Genomic DNA, 23448 nt, shown 5'->3' on the forward strand with positions numbered 1-23448 from the left:
ATGCTGAACCCGAAATACACGTTTGACACCTTTGTTATCGGATCCGGCAACCGGTTTGCCCACGCTGCATCGCTTGCCGTAGCGGAAGCGCCGGCCAAAGCCTATAACCCGCTCTTTATATATGGGGGAGTAGGACTTGGGAAAACCCACTTAATGCATGCGATCGGACACTATGTTATTGACCATAACCCATCAGCAAAGGTTGTTTACTTGAGTTCTGAGAAGTTCACCAATGAATTCATCAACTCGATTCGTGACAACAAAGCGGTCGATTTCCGCAATAAATATCGAAGCGTGGACGTGCTTCTTATAGATGATATTCAGTTTTTGGCAGGCAAAGAACAGACTCAGGAAGAATTTTTCCATACGTTCAATACGCTTCATGAAGAAAGCAAGCAGATAGTCATTTCGAGTGACAGGCCGCCAAAAGAAATTCCAACACTTGAGGACAGGCTTAGAAGCCGGTTCGAATGGGGTTTGATTACTGATATTACGCCGCCGGACCTTGAAACGAGAATCGCCATTCTTCGTAAAAAAGCGAAAGCAGAAGGACTCGATATTCCGAATGAGGTGATGCTGTACATAGCGAACCAGATCGATTCGAATATTCGGGAGCTTGAGGGTGCACTGATTCGAGTAGTAGCCTATTCCTCGCTGATTAATAAGGACATCAACGCGGATCTCGCTGCAGAAGCGTTAAAGGATATTATTCCAAGCTCGAAGCCGCGGATGGTGACCATTACGGATATTCAGAAAACAGTCGGTCAGCATTATCAAGTCCGCCTTGAAGATTTTAAAGCGAAAAAACGGACAAAATCCGTCGCGTTTCCAAGACAAATCGCGATGTATCTTTCCAGAGAGCTGACAGATTCTTCGCTGCCTAAGATTGGAGAAGAGTTTGGAGGACGGGATCATACAACCGTAATTCATGCTCATGAAAAAATCAGCAAAATGCTTCAGGTGGATGATCAGCTGCAGCGCCAGGTGAAAGAAATTAAAGAATCTCTTAAAAATTAGGATATGTTAAAGCATGATGTTGATTTTAAACACCTGTTGATTGGAGTGGAAGGCGCGAGACTCCGAGCTTTAGAGCAGCGGGACAGGTGAGACCCCGCAGGCGCAAAGCGGCGAGGAGGCTCAAGCAGCCCGCCCAAGGATAAGCGAACGTCTGCTAACTGCAATCAACAGCCAAGTTTAACAGAGCTAAAAACTTAACCGTGAATAATGTGCATAACTTTCTCTCATTCATACACAGTCTATCCACATGTTGATAGACTGTGTTTCCTTGTCTTTTTGAAGTTATCCACATAATCACAGGCCCTACTAGTACTTCTACTAGTTTTTAAAACATTATTTAATATATTTGGACGCTAGAACAGGAGGGAATCGAATGAAATTTGTCATTCAAAAAGATAAACTAGCACAAGGCGTGCAAGACGTAATGAAAGCCGTATCTTCCCGAACTACAATTCCCATTCTTACAGGAATAAAAATTGTGGCTAACAGTGAAGGAGTTACTTTAACAGGGAGCGATTCCGATATTTCCATTGAATCCTTTATCCCGATTGAAGAAAAAGGAAAGATCAATGTTGAAGTTCAGACTCCAGGGAGCATTGTGCTGCAAGCCCGCTTCTTTAGCGAAATTGTAAAAAAGCTTCCTAAAGATACGGTTGAGATGGAAGTTCAAAATCACTTTTCAACAATTATCCGTTCCGGGAAAGCTGAGTTCAACCTAAACGGACAGGATGCACAGGAATACCCGCATCTTCCGAATGTAGAAGAAGAAAATGTGTTCCGTATTCCGACAGATCTATTAAAAACTCTCATACGACAAACAGGCTTTGCCGTATCAACCTCTGAAACAAGACCGATTCTGACAGGAGTCAATTGGCGTATCGAAAATGGGGAGCTTACTTGCATCGCCACGGACAGCCATCGTCTTGCATTGAGAAAAACGAGCATTGATGCGGGCCATGAAGGAAAATACAATGTGGTCATTCCGGGGAAAAGTTTATCTGAGCTCAGTAAAATTCTTGATGATTCGAATGATTTGACGGAAATGGTCTTTACAGATAACCAGGTTTTGTTTAAAGCAAAAAATATTTTGTTTTTCTCTAGACTGCTGGATGGCAACTACCCGGATACTTCCCGTTTGATACCGGATGAAAGCAAAACCGATGTGCTTGTTCAGACAAAAGAATTTCTTCAATCCATCGACCGTGCTTCACTTCTTGCAAAGGAAGGCCGGAATAATGTCGTAAAACTATCGACTTTAGAAGGCGGAATGCTCGAAATCTCATCTAACTCTCCTGAAATTGGAAAAGTTATAGAAGAAGTTCAAACAGAGGAAATTTCCGGAGAAGAATTAAAAATCTCTTTTAGTGCAAAATATATGATGGATGCATTAAAAGCGCTCGAAAGCAGTGAAATCAAAGTAAGCTTTACAGGTGCAATGAGACCGTTCCTTATCCGCACACCAGAAGATGATACGATTCTCCAGCTGATACTTCCGGTTCGAACCTATTAATTTTCATAAACAACCAGGCTGGCATGAACGTGTCAGCCTTCTTTTTTGTACACATGGAATGGACACTGTTCGTTTTAAAGAAAACTTCAATTGGTATCTGTTGTAGGACAGAGGGCTGTCCCCTTTCCTTTTCTTAAGAAAATAGGTAAAATAGAGGGTACGCCGAATTGCAGCGATTAGATTTTGAATGATTGGGAGGTAAGAGCATGAGTGAGCAGCAGCACATTCAAATCGATACAGAATTCATTACGTTAGGGCAATTTCTGAAGCTTGCGGATGTGATCCAGTCTGGCGGAATGGTGAAATGGTTTTTAAGCGAGCATGAGGTCTTTGTGAACGGGGAACCTGAAAACCGCCGCGGCAAGAAGCTGAGACATCAGGATACTGTCGATGTCCCTGATGCTGGTTCGTTTGTTGTAATCAGCACGCATGAATAGAGCAAAGTTGGTGGGAAGATGCATATACAAGAGCTGAAGCTAAGAAATTATCGTAACTACCCGGAACTGACGGTTTCTTTTGAGAATAAAGTGAACGTTATTATCGGGGAAAATGCTCAAGGAAAAACAAACATGATGGAAGCGATTTATGTCCTGGCTATGGCAAAATCCCACCGTACCTCCAATGATAAAGATCTTATCCGCTGGGATGAAGAATATGCTAAAATAGAGGGAAGGGTCGTAAAAGCCAACGGATCTATTCCGATGCAGCTTGTCCTTTCCAAAAAAGGCAAAAAAGCGAAAATTAATCATCTGGAACAGCAGAAGCTAAGCCAGTATATTGGGGCAGTCAATGTTATTATGTTCGCTCCCGAAGATCTGAACCTCGTAAAGGGAAGCCCCCAGGTGAGGAGAAGATTTGTCGATATGGAGATCGGGCAGGTTTCGGCTGTCTATTTGCATGACCTAAGCCACTATCAGAAAATTCTTCAGCAGCGAAATCATTACTTAAAGCAGCTTCAAATCAGAAAGCAGCACGACCGGACTATGCTGGAAGTTCTGACGGAGCAGCTGAGCGAGGCGGCTGCCAAGCTGTACCGAAGACGGAGATTGTTTATTGATCAGCTGGAGAAATGGGCCCAGCCCATCCATTCAGGCATCTCAAGAGGTCTAGAAACGCTGACTATCCAATATAAATCCTCCACAGAGGTATCAGAAGATGCGGATTTGTCGAAAATGATAGAAGCATACTTGGAAAAGTTTGATAAAATAAAAGAAAGAGAAATCGAGCGTGGAACGACACTTGCCGGACCGCATCGGGACGACCTGCTGTTCTTCGTAAACGGACGGGACGTTCAAACATTTGGCTCGCAAGGCCAGCAGCGGACGACGGCTCTTTCTTTAAAGCTTGCAGAAATTGAATTGATACACGAAGAAATTGGAGAGTATCCGATTTTACTTTTGGATGATGTGCTTTCTGAACTGGATGATTACCGGCAATCCCACCTTTTGAACACGATTCAGGGAAGGGTCCAGACATTCGTAACGACGACGAGTGTGGAAGGAATTGATCATCAGACATTAAAAGAAGCAGCTTCCTACCGGGTATCTTCTGGTGAGCTGGATTCAGACGAATCGAGGTGAGCAGCATGTATATCCATTTAGGAGATGACTTTGTCGTGCCATCTAAAGATGTCATTTTTATTATGGATTACCCCTCATCCAAGACATCTGATATTGTTTCCGAGTTTTTGGAAAAGCAAAAGGAGAAAGTGATCCAGCTTTCCGAGGGTGATGCGAAATCAATTGTTGTGACAGAGAAGCATATTTATTTTTCTCCTCTTGCATCAAGTACACTCAAAAAAAGAGCGCATATCGCGTTTGATATAGATTCCACCCGAAAAATCAGCATAATGGCACCATAAGTCGTAAAGAGTAGGTGAACATAATTGGCCATGGAACAAAAACAAATGGAAGAACAAGCATATGATGAAAACCAGATACAGGTACTCGAAGGCCTTGAGGCGGTTCGTAAGCGTCCCGGAATGTACATCGGTTCGACAAGCGCCAGAGGATTGCACCATTTAGTCTGGGAAATTGTTGATAATAGTATTGATGAAGCACTTGCTGGTTATTGTGATGAAATTAACGTCATTATTGAAGAGGACAACAGCATTACCGTAACCGATAACGGGCGCGGAATTCCAGTTGGAATCCATGAAAAAATGGGCCGGCCGGCTGTAGAAGTCATCATGACCGTACTTCATGCCGGAGGGAAATTCGGCGGCGGAGGCTATAAGGTTTCCGGAGGTCTTCACGGTGTGGGTGCATCTGTTGTAAATGCCCTTTCCACTTTGCTTGAAGTGAAAGTCCACCGTGATGGAAAAATTCACTACCAGCGCTTCGAGCGCGGCGTACCTCAAGGCGATCTTGAGATTATCGGCGAAACCGAAAAAACAGGAACGATTATTCATTTTGTGCCTGATACTGAAATATTCACTGAAACGATTGAATATGACTATGACACACTTGCGAACCGTTTAAGAGAGCTTGCTTTCCTTAACCGCGGCATCAACATCGTGATTGAAGACAAGCGCGAAAACAAACGCAAAAATGCCTATCATTACGAGGGCGGAATTAAATCCTATGTAGAGCATTTAAACCGTACAAAAGAAGTGATTCATGAAGAGCCTGTTTATCTCGAAGGAGAAAAAGACGGGATTACCATTGAAATTGCCCTTCAGTACAACGAAGGCTATACAAGCAGCATTTATTCCTTTGCTAATAACATTCATACGTATGAGGGCGGAACCCATGAAGCAGGGTTTAAGACAGCCCTTACCCGTGTCATTAATGAGTATGCCCGCAAACAAAATGTGTTCAAGGACAATGATGCGAACCTGAGCGGTGAAGATGTTCGGGAAGGAATTACCGCAATCGTCAGCATTAAGCATCCTGATCCGCAATTTGAAGGACAGACAAAAACGAAGCTTGGAAATTCCGAAGCGCGTACCGTAACGGATTCTCTTTTTGACCAGGGCTTCGAAACCTTCCTGCTTGAAAATCCGCAGGTTGCCAAAAAAATCGTTGAAAAAGGGCTGATGGCTGCCCGTGCCAGAATGGCTGCAAAAAAAGCGAGAGAGCTGACACGTCGCAAAAGTGCGCTTGAAATCTCAAATCTTCCGGGAAAACTGGCGGATTGTTCTTCTAAAGACCCATCCATCAGCGAACTGTATGTCGTTGAGGGAGATTCTGCCGGAGGCTCCGCGAAACAAGGACGAAGCCGTCATTTCCAGGCAATCCTGCCGCTCCGCGGAAAAATCATCAACGTGGAAAAAGCGCGTCTTGATAAAATTCTATCCAACAATGAGATCCGCACAATCATCACCGCTCTTGGAACAGGAATCGGCGAGGATTTTGATATTGCGAAAGCAAGATATCATAAAATTGTCATCATGACAGATGCAGATGTCGATGGAGCGCATATCCGCACATTGCTTCTGACTTTCTTCTACCGGTATATGCGTGAAATTATTGAATGTGGCTACATCTACATTGCCCAGCCGCCGCTTTATAAAATTCAACAGGGCAAGCGGATTGAGTATGCGTACAACGACCGTGAGCTGGAGCGCATTCTCGGAGAATTGCCGCAAAATCCGAAACCAGGCATTCAGCGCTACAAAGGTCTTGGAGAGATGAATCCTGAGCAGCTATGGGAAACAACGATGGATCCTGATACAAGAACCCTCTTGCAGGTCAATCTCCAGGATGCTATTGAAGCGGATGAAACGTTCGACATCCTTATGGGTGACAAGGTAGAGCCGCGCCGTAACTTTATTGAAGAAAATGCACGGTATGTTAAAAATCTTGATATTTAATGACGGGTCCGCTTGAATGAGCGGGCTTTTTTTTATGCGGAAAAGAAAAGTAATGTAAGAGTTTACAACCAGCCGGGCTCTTGGTATGATGAATTTATCATTGAACGTAAACGTTTACATGAATATTTTTTTACTTGTTTACGTAAACGTTTACCATACAAAGGGGGAGTGCTCATCATGTTTAGAAAACGATTTGCGTTTAGTGTTTTTCTGCTCTTCGGTATGGTCCTGCTTTCCTCATGCCAGTCAGAAAACACTTCGTCTGACGGCAGAGTGAAGCTTGAGCTGTTTTCCAATAAATCCGAAAATGTCAAAACCTTCGAAGGGCTCATAGCAGAATTTGAAGAGAAAAATCCAAAAATCGATATTCAGCTTAACGCACCTCCTGAAGCAGACACGGTCCTTAAAACCAGACTGGTGAAAGAGGACATGCCGGACATGCTTGCCATTGGAGGAAACGGTTCATATGGGGAATTGGCCAACGCCGGCATTTTTTATGATTTTTCCAAAACAGACCTCCTCGATCAAGTGAAGCCTTCCTATGTAGAAATGATTAATACTCTTTCCAATGAACAGAGCGGTACATACGGTATTCCTTATGCAACCAATGCCAACGTGGTGATTTACAACAAAGCAAAATTTAAAAAGTACGGATTTGATGCTCCAAGGACATGGAGTGAATTTACAGAGCAGCTGGAGAAAGTGAAGGAGGCCGGCGATGTGCCGATCTACTTCACTCTCAAGGATGCATGGACAGGGATGATTCCGTGGAATTCAGTTGCAGGAAATCTGCAAGGCGACAATTTTGCGGAGAAAAAAAGAAACGGTGAAGCAAGCTTTGAGAAAAATTATTCAGAAGTAGCGGATAAAATGCTGACTCTGCTGGAATACGGCCATAAAAACAACTATGGATACGGCTATGCAGACGGGAACAAGGCATTTGCGAATGGAAACGGTGTATTTTATCTGCAAGGTAACTGGGCGATTCCGGAAATACAGAAAATCAATCCGGAACTGGAGCTTGGCGTCTTTCCGCTCCCTGTCACAGATCAGCCTGATCAAAACAATCTTGTATCAGGGGTCGACGTACTTTTGACGATGAATAAAGACATTGAACATCCGGAAGAAGCAAAGAAATTCTTAAACTTTATGCTGGAGGAGGAACAATCTAAACGGTATATCGAAGAACAAAAAGCCTTTTCTGCACTTGAAGGAGTTATTCAGGAGGATCCCGTGATGGAGGGAATCCAGGAAAGCCTTAAAAACGAGCAGTTAACCGGCTTCCCTGACCATGCTTATCCGAGAGCGATACGGGCAGAGGGAATCATTCAGGAATTTTTAATCAGTAAAAACAAAGAGGCCTTTTTGCGCAAAATGGACCGGGAATGGGATAAGGTTCAAAATCGCTACTAATTTCGCCTTAAGGGGGACCAGACGGATGAAATCAAGACAACGGGCTTTCATGCTCATGACCGTTCCTGCGCTTATTCTCTTTTTCATTTTTCATACATATCCAGCGCTGCAGGGGATCTATTACAGCTTTACCGACTATAAAGGCTACGGGGAATGGAATTTTGTCGGACTGAAAAACTACTTTAATGTTTTTCAGGATGAGCGGGCACTTCAGGCCTATGGATTTACGTTCAAGTTTGCGATTATCGCGACAATATTGGTGAACATTTTCAGTTTGGTTATCGCCATAGGACTGAATTCCAAAATCAAATTTTCAAAAACACTGAGGGCCGTCTATTTTCTTCCAAATATCCTCAGTATTTTGATAGTGGGGTATATCTTTAACTTCATTTTCACTTTTTTTATTCCGGATATTGCCCAAGCGCTTGGCATCAATGCCCTCGCAGAAAATATCCTTGGAAAGCCGGATCTAGCCTGGATTGGAATTATCGTGGTGTCCGTATGGCAAGCCGTTGCTTTTAACACCATTCTTTATCTGGCCGGTCTCGTCACCATCCCAGAGGAAATGTATGAAGCAGCAAGCATTGATGGAGCGGGAACCTGGAAAAAATTCTGGAACATTACGTTTCCTCTGATTGCACCATTCTTCACAATCAACATGGTGCTTGCGATGAAAAACTTCCTGATGGTGTTTGACCACATTATAGCGATGACAGGCGGAGGTCCGGGCACATCAACAGAATCGATTTCCCTGCTGATTTTCCGCGGAGGCTTTGAGGGCGGAGAATTCGCCTATCAGTCTGCCAACGCCGTAATCTATTTCTTGGTGATTGTGATTATTTCGGTAGTTCAGCTGCGATATCTTCAAAGAAGAGAGGTGGAACTGTGATGAAAAAAGGCAAAACAAACTGGCTTATTACAGGTCTTTTAATCGCGGGTTCCCTGCTGATTCTTTTTCCGCTTTATCTCGCTGTTACGATCTCATTTAAAACACCGGAAGAGATGGGGAAATCCCTTCTTGCCTTGCCAGAGCAATGGAGCTTCTCCAATTATGCCCAGGCAATCGAGTTAACAAACTTTTTCCAGGCAATGGGCAACAGCCTGTTTATTACATTTTTCGTTGTGGTTCTGACGCTGCTCACGAACTCCATGGTTGCGTATGCCATTGCGCGCAACATGCATAAGAAGTTCTATAAGTTTATTTTCTACTACTTGGTAAGTGCCATGTTTATTCCCTTTCCAATCATCATGCTGCCGATTGTCAAGCAGACAGCGCAATGGAATCTTGATAACCTGGTTGGTTTGATTTTTCTCTACGTTGTATACGGTTTAGCCTTTAATGTGTTCTTGTATGTAGGTTATATCAAGTCCATACCGGCAGAATTGGAAGAAGCAGCGATTGTGGATGGAGCGAGTACATGGGTGGTATTTTGGAAGGTCATTTTCCCTTTGCTTATGCCAATGAACGCAACAGTCGGCATATTAACCACATTGTGGGCCTGGAACGACTTTATGCTGCCGCTCGTCATCATCAGCGACAGGGAACTTTCCACCCTGCCGCTCGTGCAATTCGTATTCCAAGGGCAGTTCAGCACCGATTATAATTTAGCCTTTTCTTCTTACTTGATGGCATTAGCGCCGATGATTCTTGTCTATATCATTGCGCAAAAATGGATCATCAGCGGTGTTACGAAGGGTGCTATAAAATAAATATGTCCTAAAGGTGTGATCCATTTTTCATCCCCCTCCGTTTACTTAGTAAATAAAGCGTTTGAGGAGAGATGAAAATGAAGAATCATATGAAAATGAAAAGAACATGGTTGGCTGTACCTCTAAGCGTCGCACTATTAGTACCAGCAGCGGGTGTTGCTTCCGCCAATGAAGGACATTCAATGAATCATTCCGGCAATATGAAAATGCCAACCGAAGTCTCTAATCCTGCGATCGACTTACGAGCACAGCTTGATGCTATTCTTTCCGAACATGCATACTTGGCTGTCGTAGCGATGCAAAAAGGCATTGACGGAAAAGAAGATTTTGATGCGGCAGCTGCCCAGCTGAATGAAAATACGGATGCCCTATCAGCGGCAGTCGGTTCTGTATACGGGGAAGAAGCGGGCAACGCATTTAAAGAAATCTGGGGCAGCCATATCGGCTACTTCGTAGATTATGTCAAAGCAACCGCTGCAAAAGATGAAGATGGCAAAATGAAAGCGAAAAAAGATCTTGATGAATATCGTTCTGAACAAGCCCAATTTTTAGATAAAGCAACAGGAGGCCGTTTAAAAGCGAAAGATCTTGAAGAGGGCCTGAAAATGCACGTAAACGAATTAATTACAGCATTTGATAGCTATACAGAAAAAGACTATGATACAACCTACAGTACAGTTAGAGAATCCATTAAGCATATGTATGGAGTAGGAAAAGGCCTTTCTTGGGCGATTACAGATCAATTCCCTGACAAATTCGAGAAAAAATCTGCTGATACTCCTGCAGCCAATCTCAGAGCTGATTTAAACTACCTCTTCTCTGAGCATGCCGCTCTTGCAGCCTTAGCGATGCAAAAAGGGATTGACGGGACAGAAGACTTTGATGAGGCTGCCGCTGCCCTTAACGAAAATACAAATGATCTGTCAGCTGCCGTTGCATCCGTATACGGAAAAGAAGGCGGAGAGCAGTATAAAAAAATCTGGAACAGCCACATCGGCTATCTTGTAGACTATGTGAAGGCTACAGGTGCGAAGGATGAAAAAGCAAAAGAAATGGCGTTAAAGGAACTGGATGAATATCGTGCAGAACAAGCAAAATTCCTGGATGCAGCAACAGAAGGCAGATTGAAAGCCGCGGATCTGGAAAAAGGTTTGGAAGTGCATATTGATCAATTGCTGAACGCTTTTAACAGCTACAATGAAAAAGACTACGAGATGGCTTATGACAGCATCCATGAAGCCTATAATCATATGTTCGGTGTAGGCCTTGGTGTTTCAGGAGCAATCGCAGATCAATACCCTGATAAGTTTATGAGCAGCATGCCTGCTGAAATGCCAAAAACAGGGATGGGCGGAACATCCGATGCAGGAAATTCTTCATTGATTTGGATGAGTGTTTCCGGATTCATTCTGGCCCTTGCTGCTATAGCAGCAATCGTTCGAAAAAGAAGACTGAACTAATTGAAATAAGTTTTTTAGAGAAGAACCTCCAGTTTATGGCTGGAGGTTCTTTTTTTGATCAAAAATTCACATTCAAAGGAGTTTTTCGCCAATAGACGTGTAATATAAAGGGATTATTGATATAATGGAGAATATGGCCTGATTTCAAACTACATAAATCTTTGAAATGATTTTCATATAAACGGAGATAGTTTTTTCTAACTCCCAAACTAAAGTTCTGGGGAGGTTTAAACATGGCTGAAGATAAAACACCTCAAGTGAAAGAGATAAATATTAGCCAGGAGATGCGTTCTTCTTTCCTGGATTACGCAATGAGCGTCATCGTATCACGTGCACTTCCTGACGTGCGCGACGGATTGAAACCGGTGCACCGCAGAATTTTGTATGCGATGAATGATCTCGGCATGACGAGTGACAAGCCTTTCAAAAAGTCTGCACGTATCGTCGGTGAAGTAATCGGTAAGTATCACCCGCATGGTGATTCCGCTGTTTACGACACAATGGTCAGGATGGCGCAGGACTTCAACTTCCGGTACATGCTTGTAGACGGACACGGTAACTTCGGTTCAGTGGACGGCGATGCAGCTGCTGCGATGCGTTATACAGAAGCGCGCATGTCTAAAATTTCAATGGAAATCCTTCGGGATATTAATAAAGATACAATTGACTACCAGGATAACTACGACGGCTCAGAAAAAGAACCAGTCGTTCTTCCGGCAAGATTCCCGAACCTGCTAGTTAATGGTGCGGCTGGAATCGCAGTCGGAATGGCTACAAACATACCTCCTCATCAGCTGGGCGAGGTAATTGACGGCGTTCTTGCCGTAAGTAAAAACCCGGATGTAACCATTGCTGAACTGATGGAGATCATTCCGGGTCCGGACTTCCCGACTGCCGGCCAGATCCTTGGACGCAGCGGAATCCGCAAAGCGTATGAAACGGGCAGGGGTTCCATCATTGTCCGCGCAAAAGTTGAAATTGAAGAGAAGCCATCAGGCAAGCAAGTCATTCTTGTCCATGAGCTTCCTTATCAGGTTAATAAAGCGAGACTAATCGAAAAAATCGCAGATCTTGTCCGCGATAAAAAAATAGATGGTATTTCCGATCTTCGTGATGAGTCCGACCGAAACGGTATGAGGATTGTCATTGAGGTTCGCAAAGATGCCAATGCGAATGTTCTTCTGAACAATCTTTACAAGCAGACTGCTCTGCAGACGAGCTTTGGTATTAACATGCTTGCTCTAGCAAACGGCCAGCCGCAGGTATTAAACCTTAAGCAGTTCCTTGAGCATTATCTGGATCACCAAAAAGTGGTCATTAAGCGCCGTACCGCTTTTGAACTGAGAAAAGCAGAAGCGCGTGCTCATATTTTAGAGGGTCTGCGAATTGCTCTTGATCATTTAGATGCCGTCATCGCTTTGATCCGCGGCTCGCAGACGACTGAGATTGCCCGTCAAGGCTTAATGGAGCAGTTTTCACTAAGCGAAAAGCAGGCACAGGCGATTCTTGATATGCGTCTTCAGCGCCTGACAGGTCTGGAAAGAGAAAAGATTGAGGAAGAGTACCAGGGTCTTGTGCAGCTGATTGCCGAATTGAAGGCCATCCTTGCTGACGAAGAAAAAGTGCTCGAAATCATCAGGGAAGAGCTTCTTGAAATTAAAGAACGCTTCAACGATGTGCGCCGCACAGAACTGATTGCCGGCGGAGCAGAGGTATTTGAAGATGAAGATCTCATCCCGGTAGAAAACATTGTGCTTACTCTTACTCATAATGGATACATTAAACGTCTTCCAATTTCAACCTACCGCAGCCAGAAGCGCGGAGGCAGAGGAATTCAGGGGATGGGAACAAATGAAGATGATTTCGTCGATCAGCTTCTGACAACTTCCACCCATGACACAATCCTTTACTTCACCAATAAAGGAAAGGTATACCGTACAAAAGGCTACGAAGTACCTGAATACGGCCGTACGGCTAAAGGCCTTCCGATCGTGAACCTTCTTGGTGTGGAGCGGGATGAGTGGGTAAAAGCCATTATTCCGGTTTCTGAATTCGTGGATGACTGGTATCTGTTCTTTACAACTAAAGAGGGGATTTCCAAACGGACTCCGCTTTCCCAATTCGCCAATATCCGTACAAACGGTCTGATCGCTCTTGGACTGCGTGAAGAGGATGAACTTATTTCTGTCCGCCTGACGGATGGATCAAAAGACATTATTATTGGAACGAAGGACGGAATGATGATCCGTTTCCCTGAGACTGACGTCCGTCAGATGGGAAGAACCGCTACTGGAGTGAAGGGGATTAACCTTAGCAACGGTGATGAAGTCGTCGGCATGGAGATTTTGGAAGAGAACACAGATATCCTGATTGTAACGCGGAACGGTTTTGGGAAAAGGACTCCTGCTGGGGAGTACCGGATTCAGAGCCGCGGCGGTAAAGGTCTGAAAACATGCAACATAACTGAGAAAAACGGTTCTGTTGTTTCCTTTAAAGCCTCGACCGGCGAAGAAGATCTGATGCTCATTACTGCAAATGGAGTTCTTATCCGAATGGATGTTAACGATATTTCCACAATGGGACGGAATACACAGGGTGTCCGTTTAATCCGCTTAGCTGAAAATCATCATGTTTCAACAGTTGCTCTTGTAGAAAAAGAAGAGCCTGAAACAGAAGAAGAATTGCTTGAAGAAGGTCATAATGATCCTGAATCTTCAGCTGAATAAAAAATAGTAAAAAAAGGGACAACCATTAAAGGTTGTCCCTTTTTTTGCCGATAAAAGGAATATATAGGACAAATGACTCATAGGAAGATAGGGGGGTGTTTCGAAAATGCGGACAGGATTAGAACAAATAATTGACGGTTGCGTTCTCTCAGAAGATATTAATGGCAAGTCTAAAGAACCATTAATGAAGAAAGAAACGGTCCTGGATGAGGAAAAGCTGGAAGTTCTCCGAGCCTTCATGGTGAAAGAAGTAGAGGTCGAGCCCTATTTGATAAGCGGAGAACTTTTTAAACCGGGCTATAAGATCAAAAAGAAGAATGAAGCGGACGGACGAATTGAAATGGAAACTACGGATATTTCGATTCAATTCAAAAAACAAGCCGAGCAGTTTGAGCGGATGTTTAACTCGTGGCAGTCAGGCGTATCCATCGATATTCCAAAAGTAAGGGAAATTGTGCTGCCCCTAATCGATTTGTTTAAAGATCAGCCAAAAGAGCTGCTGAATATTCCAAACTTCTATACAGGGAAAGACTACATAGCGCAGCATTGCCTTGCCGTCTCCCTCATGAGCTCATATATTGCGAATCAATTAAACTTTCCGAGCGGAGAGATTAATCAGATTGCGCTCGCCGGAGCGCTGAGCGACTGCGGTATGTCTAAAATACAGCCGTCTGTCCTGCTTAAAAGTCTTGCTTTAACAGATAAAGAGTTTGCGGAAATTAAACAGCACTCAATCAGCGGCTATAAAATGATAAAGGATATTGCCATGATTAAAGAAGGAGTTAAGGTTGGGGTGCTGCAGCATCATGAGAGGATGGACGGAAGCGGATATCCTTTAGGGGTAAAAGGCGATCAGCTTCATCCGTACGGAAAAATTGTTGCCCTGGCAGATACATTTATGGCAATGATTTGCCCCCGTCCATACCGAAGCGGACTTTCACCTTTCAAGGTGTTTGAAGAAATAAAACATGACAGCTTCGGAAAATTTGATCTAACCGCCGTAAACGTTCTTTCTAAAATGCTGGCTCGCATCCTGCACGGTTCACACGTGAAATTATCGGATGGAACAATCGGAGAAGTTATTTTTACTTATTCGGAGAAACCGGTAAGACCGATCATCCGGTTAGATTCAAATCAAATCATCCAGCTTGAAAAACGAATGGATCTTTATATAGTAGAAACTCTTCTGTGAGCCGGTTTTACCGGCTCTTTTTTCTTTATTCATCCGCATTTAGCAGCAAAAACATAAATGATTGAAAAACTTTAAGAAAAACCTTGACTATTGGTAGTCCGCGGTGGTATATTAAGATAGTTCCTTCGGGAGCAACAGCAAAAAAGTTCTTTGAAAACTAAACAAATCGAAGTGCCAACGTTAATTCTAAAGCAACAAACAAGAGCTAGTCAAACTACTTTTTGGAGAGTTTGATCCTGGCTCAGGACGAACGCTGGCGGCGTGCCTAATACATGCAAGTCGAGCGGACCTCTTCGGAGGTCAGCGGCGGACGGGTGAGTAACACGTGGGCAACCTGCCTGTAAGACTGGGATAACTCCGGGAAACCGGAGCTAATACCGGATAACTTTTCGAACCGCATGGTTCGAAGATAAAAGACGGTTATGCTGTCACTTACAGATGGGCCCGCGGCGCATTAGCTAGTTGGTGAGGTAATGGCTCACCAAGGCGACGATGCGTAGCCGACCTGAGAGGGTGATCGGCCACACTGGGACTGAGACACGGCCCAGACTCCTACGGGAGGCAGCAGTAGGGAATCTTCCGCAATGGACGAAAGTCTGACGGAGCAACGCCGCGTGAGTGATGAAGGTTTTCGGATCGTAAAGCTCTGTTGTTAGGGAAGAACAAGTGCGGGAGTCACTGCCCGCGCCTTGACGGTACCTAACCAGAAAGCCACGGCTAACTACGTGCCAGCAGCCGCGGTAATACGTAGGTGGCAAGCGTTGTCCGGAATTATTGGGCGTAAAGCGCGCGCAGGCGGTCTTTTAAGTCTGATGTGAAAGCCCCCGGCTCAACCGGGGAGGGTCATTGGAAACTGGAGGACTTGAGTACAGAAGAGGAGAGTGGAATTCCACGTGTAGCGGTGAAATGCGTAGAGATGTGGAGGAACACCAGTGGCGAAGGCGACTCTCTGGTCTGTAACTGACGCTGAGGCGCGAAAGCGTGGGGAGCGAACAGGATTAGATACCCTGGTAGTCCACGCCGTAAACGATGAGTGCTAAGTGTTAGAGGGTTTCCGCCCTTTAGTGCTGCAGCTAACGCATTAAGCACTCCGCCTGGGGAGTACGGTCGCAAGACTGAAACTCAAAGGAATTGACGGGGGCCCGCACAAGCGGTGGAGCATGTGGTTTAATTCGAAGCAACGCGAAGAACCTTACCAGGTCTTGACATCCTCTGCCACTTCTAGAGATAGAAGGTTCCCCTTCGGGGGACAGAGTGACAGGTGGTGCATGGTTGTCGTCAGCTCGTGTCGTGAGATGTTGGGTTAAGTCCCGCAACGAGCGCAACCCTTGATCTTAGTTGCCAGCATTCAGTTGGGCACTCTAAGGTGACTGCCGGTGACAAACCGGAGGAAGGTGGGGATGACGTCAAATCATCATGCCCCTTATGACCTGGGCTACACACGTGCTACAATGGATGGTACAAAGGGCTGCAAAACCGCGAGGTTAAGCGAATCCCATAAAACCATTCTCAGTTCGGATTGCAGGCTGCAACTCGCCTGCATGAAGCCGGAATCGCTAGTAATCGCGGATCAGCATGCCGCGGTGAATACGTTCCCGGGCCTTGTACACACCGCCCGTCACACCACGAGAGTTTGCAACACCCGAAGTCGGTGGGGTAACCCGTAAGGGAGCCAGCCGCCTAAGGTGGGGCAGATGATTGGGGTGAAGTCGTAACAAGGTAGCCGTATCGGAAGGTGCGGCTGGATCACCTCCTTTCTAAGGAAGAATTATCAGCACCCATGTGGTGCAGCAATTAACGGACGCACTTCGATTTTGTTTAGTTTTGAGAGAACTTGCTTCTCTTTTTGATGGGCCTATAGCTCAGCTGGTTAGAGCGCACGCCTGATAAGCGTGAGGTCGATGGTTCGAGTCCATTTAGGCCCACCATCTTTATACATTAAAATTCGTTGGGGCCTTAGCTCAGCTGGGAGAGCGCCTGCCTTGCACGCAGGAGGTCAGCGGTTCGATCCCGCTAGGCTCCACCAACGAGACTTTTTTTGTCTCTAAAACTTGTTCTTTGAAAACTAGATAACGATATGAATGTCAAACATTCACACGAGTAAGCAAGTAACCTTACGATTTTCTTCTGCGCTTGCGTATGAAGAGAACATCAAGTCTGAAAACATCTGTTTTCAGCTCTAACGAAGATAACTTCCGTTATCAGGTTAAGTTAGAAAGGGCGCACGGTGGATGCCTTGGCACTAGGAGCCGATGAAGGACGGTACGAACACCGATATGCTTCGGGGAGCTGTAAGTAAGCGTTGATCCGGAGATTTCCGAATGGGGAAACCCGCTGCTCGTAATGGAGCAGCATCCTGATCTGAATACATAGGATCTGGAAGGCAGACCCGGGGAACTGAAACATCTAAGTACCCGGAGGAAGAGAAAGCAATAGCGATTCCCTGAGTAGCGGCGAGCGAAACGGGATTAGCCCAAACCAGAAGGCTTGCCTTCTGGGGTTGTAGGACACTCAACACGGAGTTACAAAGGAACGGGGTAGAAGAAGCGGTCTGGAAAGGCCCGCCAAAGAAGGTAACAGCCCTGTAGTCGAAACTTCGTTCCCTCCTGAGTGGATCCTGAGTACGGCGGGACACGAGAAATCCCGTCGGAAGCAGGGAGGACCATCTCCCAAGGCTAAATACTCCCTAGTGACCGATAGTGAACCAGTACCGTGAGGGAAAGGTGAAAAGCACCCCGGAAGGGGAGTGAAACAGATCCTGAAACCGTGTGCCTACAAGTAGTCAGAGCCCGTTAACGGGTGATGGCGTGCCTTTTGTAGAATGAACCGGCGAGTTACGATTACGTGCAAGGTTAAGTTGAAAAGACGGAGCCGCAGCGAAAGCGAGTCTGAATAGGGCGATTGAGTACGTGGTCGTAGACCCGAAACCAGGTGATCTACCCATGTCCAGGGTGAAGTTCAGGTAACACTGAATGGAGGCCCGAACCCACGCACGTTGAAAAGTGCGGGGATGAGGTGTGGGTAGCGGAGAAATTCCAATCGAACCTGGAGATAGCTGGTTCTCTCCGAAATAGCTTTAGGGCTAGCCTCATAGTAAGAGTCTTGGAGGTAGAGCACTGATTGGACTAGGGGCCCTCATCGGGTTACCGAATTCAGTCAAACTCCGAATGCCAAAGACTTATCTATGGGAGTCAGACTGCGAGTGATAAGATCCGTAGTCGAAAGGGAAACAGCCCAGACCACCAGCTAAGGTCCCCAAGTATCCGTTAAGTGGAAAAGGATGTGGGGTTGCTTAGACAACCAGGATGTTGGCTTAGAAGCAGCCACCATTTAAAGAGTGCGTAATAGCTCACTGGTCGAGTGACCCTGCGCCGAAAATGTACCGGGGCTAAACGGATCACCGAAGCTGTGGACTGTTCTTACGAACAGTGGTAGGAGAGCGTTCTAAGGGCTGAGAAGCCAGACCGGAAGGACTGGTGGAGCGCTTAGAAGTGAGAATGCCGGTATGAGTAGCGAAAGAGGGGTGAGAATCCCCTCCACCGAATGCCTAAGGTTTCCTGAGGAAGGCTCGTCCGCTCAGGGTTAGTCGGGACCTAAGCCGAGGCCGAAAGGCGTAGGCGATGGACAACAGGTTGAGATTCCTGTACCACCTCTTTTCCGTTTGAGCAATGGAGGGACGCAGGAGGATAGGGTAAGCGCGCTGTTGGATATGCGCGTCCAAGCAGGTAGGCTCAAGGGATAGGCAAATCCGTCCCTTGGTTAAGGCTGAGCTGTGATGGCGAGGGAAATTAAGTACCGAAGTTCCTGATTCCACACTGCCTAGAAAAGCTTCTAGCGAGGAAAATGGTGCCCGTACCGCAAACCGACACAGGTAGGCGAGGAGAGAATCCTAAGGTGATCGAGAGAACTCTCGTTAAGGAACTCGGCAAAATGACCCCGTAACTTCGGGAGAAGGGGTGCTCTTTAGGGTGAATAGCCTTGAAGAGCCGCAGTGAATAGGCCCAGGCGACTGTTTAGCAAAAACACAGGTCTCTGCGAAGCCGCAAGGCGAAGTATAGGGGCTGACGCCTGCCCGGTGCTGGAAGGTTAAGAGGAGAGGTTAGCGCAAGCGAAGCTTTGAATTGAAGCCCCAGTAAACGGCGGCCGTAACTATAACGGTCCTAAGGTAGCGAAATTCCTTGTCGGGTAAGTTCCGACCCGCACGAAAGGCGTAACGATCTGGGCACTGTCTCAACGAGAGACTCGGTGAAATTATAGTACCTGTGAAGATGCAGGTTACCCGCGACAGGACGGAAAGACCCCGTGGAGCTTTACTGCAGCCTGATATTGAATTTTGGCACAGCTTGTACAGGATAGGTAGGAGCCTTGGAAACCGGAGCGCCAGCTTCGGTGGAGGCATTGGTGGGATACTACCCTGGCTGTGTTGAACTTCTAACCCGCGGCCCTGATCGGGCCGGGAGACAGTGTCAGGCGGGCAGTTTGACTGGGGCGGTCGCCTCCTAAAATGTAACGGAGGCGCCCAAAGGTTCCCTCAGAATGGTTGGAAATCATTCGCAGAGTGTAAAGGCACAAGGGAGCTTGACTGCGAGACCTACAAGTCGAGCAGGGACGAAAGTCGGGCTTAGTGATCCGGTGGTTCCGCATGGAAGGGCCATCGCTCAACGGATAAAAGCTACCCCGGGGATAACAGGCTTATCTCCCCCAAGAGTCCACATCGACGGGGAGGTTTGGCACCTCGATGTCGGCTCATCGCATCCTGGGGCTGTAGTCGGTCCCAAGGGTTGGGCTGTTCGCCCATTAAAGCGGTACGCGAGCTGGGTTCAGAACGTCGTGAGACAGTTCGGTCCCTATCCGTCGCGGGCGCAGGAAATTTGAGAGGAGCTGTCCTTAGTACGAGAGGACCGGGATGGACGCACCGCTGGTGTACCAGTTGTCTTGCCAAAGGCATCGCTGGGTAGCTATGTGCGGACGGGATAAGTGCTGAAAGCATCTAAGCATGAAGCCCCCCTCAAGATGAGATTTCCCATCGCAAGAGTAAGACCCCTGAAAGATGATCAGGTTGATAGGTTCGAGGTGGAAGCGTGGTGACACGTGCAGCTGACGAATACTAATCGGTCGAGGACTTAACCTTTATTCAAGTAAGGCTGCTTCACTCGTGCAGCACATCGTTATCTAGTTTTGAAAGAGCAATCTTTCAACAAAATATCTGGTAATTATGGCAGAGAGGTCACACCCGTTCCCATACCGAACACGGAAGTTAAGCTCTTTAGCGCCGATGGTAGTTGGGGGTTTCCCCCTGTGAGAGTAGGACGTTGCCAGGTACATGAGAAAAAGGCTTGCCCCTTGGGGTGAGCCTTTTTTGTTTGGGTTTGGGGATGCGGGATACGCTTGGGATAGAGGGAGATAGAAGGGTTGGGGGATACGTGATTCGGGATCCGCCATGGGTGGAGGGAAGGAGAAGGAGGGGGGAATACTCGATTCGGTTGAACTTAGTGTTTACTAGCTTATCGTTTGGCTGGACTTTGTTTTGGCCGGGGGAACTGGCGAACATTCAAGTTAAGGTAAGAATAGGCGCATATATGCTCGATTCTAGGGCTGTACTGGATCGTGTGGGCTGCGGAAGAGGATTCCGAAGCATGGAAGGCGGCTGCGATCTCTGTCGAACCCTCCCGAAAAGTCGATATCAGCTCATTTTAGTCGATATATCGAAATAATCGTCGATATATTGAAATTTCGGTCGATATATCGAAATAATCGCCGATATATTAAAATTTCGGTCGATATCCGCTCAAAAATAGCCGATATCTCCTTAGCTGCCCCCAAATGCGTACCGAAATAACCTAATTCATCCCGATTCTCGCACCAAATATTCTTATCTGAGCCTCGTTGACAAACCATTTGAACAGTTTCAAACCAATATAGGTGAGTTTTGATCAAAAATCCGTCATGTTAATCGTCCTCTTCTCAAAAATCCAGTCTCCCGTCCTCACTAATCTGCTTGCGATTACGCCTCCCATCTAAGTGAAAACCCCACCAGATCACCGATTCCCCCACCCCATCCCTAAATCCGCTCACTCAAAAACATCCAAATCAGCTCGGGAATCTTCCAGGCGGTGATTTCCATAAAAGCCGTAATATAAATATAGTCATTTGATGAACGATTTTGTATCAGGTCGTACCACCATTCTGTTTCATATCTTGAGATCATGCTGAGGTTGTAGAGCAGCAGGTAATGAGTCAGCAGCTCCGGCATGATGAACAGCTGTTCTTTTTCCGCAGGCAGCGAGTATTCTTTTTTTTCGAGGCTGTAGGAGAGTATGGCCGTTGAAAATGGAGAGAAGCTTTCTTTTTTCATGATTTTGTTTTCTCCAACTGAAACGGCGGCTTCCATGCCTGTAAGGTGTTCAATTGTTTCCGCCAGTCTTTTCTCAGTGATGTGATAGGCGACTGCTGCTTCGGAGGGGAGGAAGATGGAATGCTTGTCATCCTTTAAAGGGAAAGCCGGTTTCCCATTCCGGAGTACCTTGAAGCAATGCCCCATCTCGGGGATTCTCCGCAGGAGCATTTCCATAGTATAGCGCTCTTTATCCAATTCCTTGAGCTTAAAGAGAGTTCGGGCGGTATGGTGAAACAAACCGTTTTTCTGCAGGCGGACTTCATCTTTAAGAAACAAGTAATCCTGTTTCTTCTTTTTACGGGTTGTGACGCCGTGGGCAAGCACGGAGGTGGTTTCGGGATAATCAGGGTCCTGGGTAAGGATGCTTGCTTTCACGAGCTGGGTGAGGCCATAGAAGCAGAGCATTGGTTTGATGGAAAGAGGAGCTTCCTCTGCTTGCTTGTAGAAGCTCTCTGCATGCATGAGGTAATACATGAAGGTGCAGGAGTTCCGATAAGACAATTCGGATGCGTGGGTCTCGAACCGCTTTGTGTAAATTTTTTCCAGTGTTTTTTGCGAGCTTTCGGTGGAATGCAGATATATGTAGGGGTTCCATGGATTAGTTGGTTTCATTGTATGCCTCTCCAGTTTTCTTAATATTTAAACTCTTTGCAGTCGCCTTGACATTATCTAGAACCTATTGATACTCTACTAATAATATTTTGCGGAATCGAGGGGATTTATATAATGTGGAATGATAAGTTTGCTAAAGAAGGTTTGACGTTTGACGATGTTCTTTTGGTCCCGGCTAAGTCGGAAATCTTGCCAAGAGATGTAGACCTTAAGGTTGAATTAACCCCCACCCTTAAATTAAATCTCCCTATTATCAGTGCGGGTATGGATACTGTTACGGAAGCAGAAATGGCGATTGCTATGGCTCGCCAGGGCGGACTTGGTGTGATTCACAAGAATATGTCCATTGAGCAGCAGGCCGAGCAGGTTGATAAAGTGAAGCGTTCAGAACGCGGAGTTATCACAGATCCTTTCTTTCTAACTCCAGATCATCAGGTATTTGATGCCGAGCATTTGATGGGAAAATACCGAATTTCCGGTGTTCCGGTCGTGAATACGCTGGAAGAGCAAAAGCTTGTTGGAATTATTACGAACCGCGATTTACGCTTCATCCAGGATTACTCCATTAAAATTTCCGATGTTATGACAAAAGAGCATTTGGTTACGGCCGCTGTTGGAACGACACTTCAAGAAGCAGAAAGCATTTTGCAGAAATATAAAATTGAAAAACTCCCTCTTGTGGATGATGAAGGCGTGCTGAAAGGCCTGATCACCATTAAGGATATTGAAAAAGTGATTGAATTTCCGCATTCCGCTAAAGATGCGCATGGCCGCTTGCTAGTTGGCGGAGCAGTAGGAGTTACAGCTGATACAATGCTTCGGGTAGAAAAACTTGTTGAAGCGAGCGTTGATGTTATTGTGCTCGATACAGCGCATGGTCATTCAAAAGGCGTACTTGATGCAGTAAGAAAAATCAGGGACACATATCCTGAACTGAATATCATTGCCGGAAATGTAGCTACTCCTGAAGCGACAAGAGATTTAATTGAAGCAGGAGCGAATGTAGTGAAGGTTGGAATCGGGCCTGGATCCATTTGTACAACCCGTGTTGTGGCTGGAGTAGGTGTTCCTCAAATCACAGCGATTTACGATTGTGCGACAGAAGCAAGAAATCACGGTGCATCCATCATTGCTGATGGCGGCATCAAATATTCCGGCGATATCGTAAAAGCACTTGCTGCAGGGGGACACGCTGTTATGCTTGGAAGCCTGCTTGCCGGTACGACTGAAAGCCCTGGCGAAACGGAAATTTTCCAGGGAAGAAGATTTAAAGTGTACCGCGGAATGGGTTCAGTAGGTGCGATGGAAAAAGGAAGCAAAGACCGTTATTTCCAAGAGGATAACAAAAAATTCGTTCCAGAGGGTATCGAAGGAAGAATTGCCTATAAGGGGCCATTGGCTGATACAATTTATCAGCTTACCGGCGGGGTCCGTTCCGGAATGGGCTATTGCGGAACGAAAAATCTTTTCGAACTTCGGGAAAACAGCAAATTTATCCGCATGACCGGGGCTGGTCTGATTGAAAGCCATCCTCACGATGTAAACATTACAAAAGAATCGCCGAATTATTCAAGGTAATATCGCTAATCTATAAAAA

14 protein-coding genes, 2 tRNA genes and 3 rRNA genes are annotated in these 23448 nt (G+C 45.9%); 18 read left to right on the plus strand and 1 reads right to left on the minus strand.

The window, feature by feature from the left end:
- The 17 genes from dnaA to rrf form a co-directional block, all read left to right on the plus strand.
- Window positions 1–1017, plus strand: a 1017-nt coding sequence (gene dnaA, locus J9317_RS00005; RefSeq protein ID WP_211555535.1) for a chromosomal replication initiator protein DnaA, incomplete at its 5' end; no start/stop codon positions are given.
- 373 nt (window positions 1018–1390) lie between these two features.
- Window positions 1391–2527, plus strand: a complete 1137-nt coding sequence (gene dnaN / locus J9317_RS00010) for a DNA polymerase III subunit beta (RefSeq protein ID WP_211555538.1) — start codon at window positions 1391–1393, stop codon at window positions 2525–2527.
- Window positions 2528–2733: 206 nt separating this feature from the next.
- The gene (gene yaaA, locus J9317_RS00015; RefSeq protein WP_211555540.1) at window positions 2734–2964 is read left to right on the plus strand and encodes a S4 domain-containing protein YaaA; all 231 of its coding nucleotides are present in this window, start codon (window positions 2734–2736) and stop codon (window positions 2962–2964) included.
- Between the two features lie 18 nt (window positions 2965–2982).
- Window positions 2983–4107, plus strand: coding sequence for a DNA replication/repair protein RecF (recF, locus tag J9317_RS00020; RefSeq protein WP_211555542.1), 1125 nt, complete (start codon window positions 2983–2985; stop codon window positions 4105–4107).
- A gap of 5 nt (window positions 4108–4112) precedes the next feature.
- Complete coding sequence (remB, locus tag J9317_RS00025; protein ID WP_211555544.1) at window positions 4113–4388, plus strand: extracellular matrix regulator RemB; 276 nt, start codon at window positions 4113–4115, stop codon at window positions 4386–4388.
- Between the two features lie 30 nt (window positions 4389–4418).
- The gene (gene gyrB, locus J9317_RS00030; RefSeq protein WP_211555546.1) at window positions 4419–6341 is read left to right on the plus strand and encodes a DNA topoisomerase (ATP-hydrolyzing) subunit B; all 1923 of its coding nucleotides are present in this window, start codon (window positions 4419–4421) and stop codon (window positions 6339–6341) included.
- A 177-nt stretch (window positions 6342–6518) separates the two neighbouring features.
- Window positions 6519–7754, plus strand: a complete 1236-nt coding sequence (locus tag J9317_RS00035; protein ID WP_211555548.1) for an ABC transporter substrate-binding protein — start codon at window positions 6519–6521, stop codon at window positions 7752–7754.
- A 25-nt stretch (window positions 7755–7779) separates the two neighbouring features.
- Window positions 7780–8643, plus strand: coding sequence for a carbohydrate ABC transporter permease (locus J9317_RS00040; RefSeq protein WP_211555550.1), 864 nt, complete (start codon window positions 7780–7782; stop codon window positions 8641–8643).
- Complete coding sequence (locus J9317_RS00045) at window positions 8643–9464, plus strand: carbohydrate ABC transporter permease (RefSeq protein ID WP_211555552.1); 822 nt, start codon at window positions 8643–8645, stop codon at window positions 9462–9464. The genes J9317_RS00040 and J9317_RS00045 overlap by 1 nt, the downstream gene beginning before the upstream one ends.
- Before the next feature lie 89 nt (window positions 9465–9553).
- Window positions 9554–10924, plus strand: coding sequence for a copper amine oxidase (locus J9317_RS00050; RefSeq protein ID WP_211562005.1), 1371 nt, complete (start codon window positions 9554–9556; stop codon window positions 10922–10924).
- 233 nt (window positions 10925–11157) lie between these two features.
- Window positions 11158–13650 carry a DNA gyrase subunit A gene (gyrA, locus tag J9317_RS00055; protein ID WP_211555553.1) on the plus strand — a complete coding sequence of 831 codons (2493 nt, stop codon included), beginning with the start codon at window positions 11158–11160 and terminating at the stop codon, window positions 13648–13650.
- A 106-nt stretch (window positions 13651–13756) separates the two neighbouring features.
- Window positions 13757–14842: an HD-GYP domain-containing protein gene (locus J9317_RS00060; protein WP_211555555.1), complete on the plus strand. Its 1086-nt coding sequence runs from the start codon at window positions 13757–13759 to the stop codon at window positions 14840–14842.
- 218 nt (window positions 14843–15060) lie between these two features.
- Window positions 15061–16599, plus strand: a 16S ribosomal RNA gene (locus J9317_RS00065).
- Between the two features lie 94 nt (window positions 16600–16693).
- Window positions 16694–16770: transfer RNA gene (locus tag J9317_RS00070), tRNA-Ile, on the plus strand.
- Window positions 16771–16792: 22 nt separating this feature from the next.
- Window positions 16793–16868: transfer RNA gene (locus tag J9317_RS00075), tRNA-Ala, on the plus strand.
- A gap of 178 nt (window positions 16869–17046) precedes the next feature.
- Window positions 17047–19973: ribosomal RNA gene (locus tag J9317_RS00080) — 23S ribosomal RNA — on the plus strand.
- Window positions 19974–20047: 74 nt separating this feature from the next.
- Window positions 20048–20163 (plus strand): 5S ribosomal RNA (rrf, locus tag J9317_RS00085).
- Together the 16S, 23S and 5S rRNA genes with 2 tRNA genes alongside form the textbook arrangement of a ribosomal RNA operon.
- Window positions 20164–20903: 740 nt before the next feature.
- Here rrf and J9317_RS00090 read toward each other — a convergent pair.
- Complete coding sequence (locus tag J9317_RS00090; RefSeq protein ID WP_211555557.1) at window positions 20904–21851, minus strand: YaaC family protein; 948 nt, start codon at window positions 21849–21851, stop codon at window positions 20904–20906.
- A gap of 114 nt (window positions 21852–21965) precedes the next feature.
- On the opposite strand from J9317_RS00090, the gene guaB reads away from it, so the two are divergent.
- Window positions 21966–23429 carry an IMP dehydrogenase gene (guaB, locus tag J9317_RS00095; RefSeq protein ID WP_211555559.1) on the plus strand — a complete coding sequence of 488 codons (1464 nt, stop codon included), beginning with the start codon at window positions 21966–21968 and terminating at the stop codon, window positions 23427–23429.
- Window positions 23430–23448: the final 19 nt, after the last annotated feature.

The organism is Metabacillus flavus, from assembly GCF_018283675.1.
Lineage (GTDB): Bacteria > Bacillota > Bacilli > Bacillales > Bacillaceae > Metabacillus_B > Metabacillus_B flavus.

Bases quoted from the DNA above. Each gene is read 5' to 3' on its own strand.
- dnaN (WP_211555538.1), top strand. From the start codon at position 1,391: ATGAAATTTGTCATTCAAAAAGATAAACTAGCACAAGGCGTGCAAGAC.
- yaaA (WP_211555540.1), top strand. From the start codon at position 2,734: ATGAGTGAGCAGCAGCACATTCAAATCGATACAGAATTCATTACGTTA.
- recF (WP_211555542.1), top strand. From the start codon at position 2,983: ATGCATATACAAGAGCTGAAGCTAAGAAATTATCGTAACTACCCGGAA.
- remB (WP_211555544.1), top strand. From the start codon at position 4,113: ATGTATATCCATTTAGGAGATGACTTTGTCGTGCCATCTAAAGATGTC.
- gyrB (WP_211555546.1), top strand. From the start codon at position 4,419: ATGGAACAAAAACAAATGGAAGAACAAGCATATGATGAAAACCAGATA.
- J9317_RS00035 (WP_211555548.1), top strand. From the start codon at position 6,519: ATGTTTAGAAAACGATTTGCGTTTAGTGTTTTTCTGCTCTTCGGTATG.
- J9317_RS00040 (WP_211555550.1), top strand. From the start codon at position 7,780: ATGAAATCAAGACAACGGGCTTTCATGCTCATGACCGTTCCTGCGCTT.
- J9317_RS00045 (WP_211555552.1), top strand. From the start codon at position 8,643: ATGAAAAAAGGCAAAACAAACTGGCTTATTACAGGTCTTTTAATCGCG.
- J9317_RS00050 (WP_211562005.1), top strand. From the start codon at position 9,554: ATGAAAATGAAAAGAACATGGTTGGCTGTACCTCTAAGCGTCGCACTA.
- gyrA (WP_211555553.1), top strand. From the start codon at position 11,158: ATGGCTGAAGATAAAACACCTCAAGTGAAAGAGATAAATATTAGCCAG.
- J9317_RS00060 (WP_211555555.1), top strand. From the start codon at position 13,757: ATGCGGACAGGATTAGAACAAATAATTGACGGTTGCGTTCTCTCAGAA.
- J9317_RS00090 (WP_211555557.1), bottom strand. From the start codon at position 21,851: ATGAAACCAACTAATCCATGGAACCCCTACATATATCTGCATTCCACC.
- guaB (WP_211555559.1), top strand. From the start codon at position 21,966: ATGTGGAATGATAAGTTTGCTAAAGAAGGTTTGACGTTTGACGATGTT.